The sequence below is a fragment of the Nonomuraea indica genome, from assembly GCF_002850745.1.
Taxonomy (GTDB): domain Bacteria; phylum Actinomycetota; class Actinomycetes; order Streptosporangiales; family Streptosporangiaceae; genus Nonomuraea; species Nonomuraea indica.
Genome location: NZ_PJOK01000103.1, coordinates 1 through 2,053, shown reverse-complemented (window position 1 = coordinate 2,053; position 2,053 = coordinate 1). Strand labels below are relative to the sequence as shown.

1 protein-coding gene is annotated in these 2,053 nt (G+C 73.9%); it reads left to right on the top strand.

Annotated elements, in window-relative coordinates; genetic code table 11:
- The coding region (locus tag CXR44_RS38655) for a condensation domain-containing protein (protein WP_245899955.1) at positions 1-2,053 on the top strand (2,053 nt) is incomplete at both ends.

Genomic DNA, 2,053 nt, shown 5'->3' with positions numbered 1-2,053 from the left:
ATCACCAGGTCAAGGTGCGCGGGCACCGGATCGAGCTGGGCGAGGTGGAGGCCGCCCTGCTCGGCCACCCGGCCGTCGAGCGCGCCGTCGCCACCGTCGTCACCCCCGGCGGCGATCCCGCCACCGCTGATGCCGCCACCAGCAGCGGCACCGCCACCGGTGCCGGAGGGCGTCGCCTCGCCGCGCTGGCCGTACCGGCCGATCCCGGCGACCCGCCCTCCCAGGAGGACCTGCGCGCCTGGCTCGCCGACCGGCTGCCGCCGTACATGGTGCCGGAGCACGTGACGCTGCGGCCGGACGTCCCGCTCACCCCCAACGGGAAGATCGACCGTGCGGCCGTCACCCGCATCGCGGGCGAGCAGGCCGCCGGCCGGGCCGAACGTCTCGACCCGCCACGCGAAGGGCTGGAGACCACCGTCGCCGAACTGTGGCGCGAGCTTCTCGGCGTGGACGCCGTCGGGCGCGACCACGACTTCTTCACCCTCGGCGGCGACAGCCTGCTCGCCACCCGGCTCATCACGCGGCTGCGCGCGTCCGGCGTCGCGGACGCCGAACTGTCGCACCTGTTCGAGCGGCCCGTCCTGGCCGACTTCGCCGCCACCCTGCGCCACGGCGACCCGACCGGCGAGACGGGACGGTCCGCGCTGCGGGCCGACCCCGAGCACCGGCACGACCCGTTCCCGCCGACCGACGTGCAGCGCGCCTACTGGGTGGGGCGGACCGACGACTTCGCCCTCGGTGGCGTCGGCTGCCACTTCTACACCGAGTACGACCTGACCGGGCTGGACCTCGCCCGCCTGGAGGAGGCGTGGAACCGGCTCGTCGAGCGGCACGAGATGCTGCGCGCCGAGTTCCTGCCCGACGGCCGGCAGCACATCCTGCCCCGGGTGCCGCGCTTCACGATCCCCGTCGTGGACGCCGGTGACGAGGACGCCGACCGGGCCCTGGCCGACCTTCGCGACGCCATGTCGCACCAGGTCCTCGACGCCACCCGGTGGCCGCTGTTCGACGCCCGCGCCGTGAGGTACGGCGACGGCCGTACCCGCCTCGGCGTCAGCTTCGACAACATCATCCTCGACGCGCTCAGCACGATGACCCTGCTGCGCGAGCTGGAGACCCTGTACGCGGACCCGTCCGCCGAACTTCCCCCGATCGGCGTGTCGTTCCGCGACTACGTGCTCACCGTCCGGCCGGACCCCGAGGCGCTGCGTCGCGCTGAGACCTACTGGTCGAGGCGGGTCGCCGAGCTGCCCCCCGCCCCTCAGCTCCCGCTCGCAGCCGACCCCGCCCGGATCGGCCGGCCCCGCTTCGCGCGGCGTCAGGCACGGCTGTCGCCCGGACAGTGGGGGAGGGTCAAGGAGACCGCGCGCCGCTGCGGTCTCACCCCGTCGACGGTGCTCGCCACCGCGTTCGCCGAGGTGCTCGGCGCGTGGAGCGCCCGCCAGGACCTCACGATCAACCTCACCCTGTTCGACAGGCGCGAGGTCCACCCCGACATCGACGCCGTCCTCGGCGACTTCACCTCCCTGCTGCTCGTCGGCTACCAGCCGGAGCCGGGCGGCACCTGGCTCGCGAACGCCCGCCGCCTGCAACGCCAGGTCGTCCGCGACCTGGAACACAGCGAGGTCTCCGCCATCCAGGTGATGCGCGAGCTGGCCAGGCAGACCGGCTCCGCCGAGGTGACCATGCCGGTCGTCTTCACCAGCACCCTCGGCGTGACCGGCGAGGACGGAGCGGACACCGGCCGGATGTTCGCCGAGCCGGTGTGGGGCGTCTCCCAGACGCCGCAGGTGTGGCTGGACCACCAGGTGGTCGAGGTGGACGGCGGGCTGCTGTTCAACTGGGACGCGGTGGAGGAGCTGTTCGCGCCGGGCGTGCTGGACGGCATGTTCGCCGCCTTCGCCCGGCTGCTCGAATGGCTCTCCGCCGGTGACTGGGACCGCGAGACGCCCGCTCTCGTGCCGGCCGAGCAGCTCGTCGTCCGGGCCGGCGTGAACGACACGGCTGGTGTGGTGCCGGCGGGGGTGTTGCATGGGGGGTTCTTCGAGGTGGC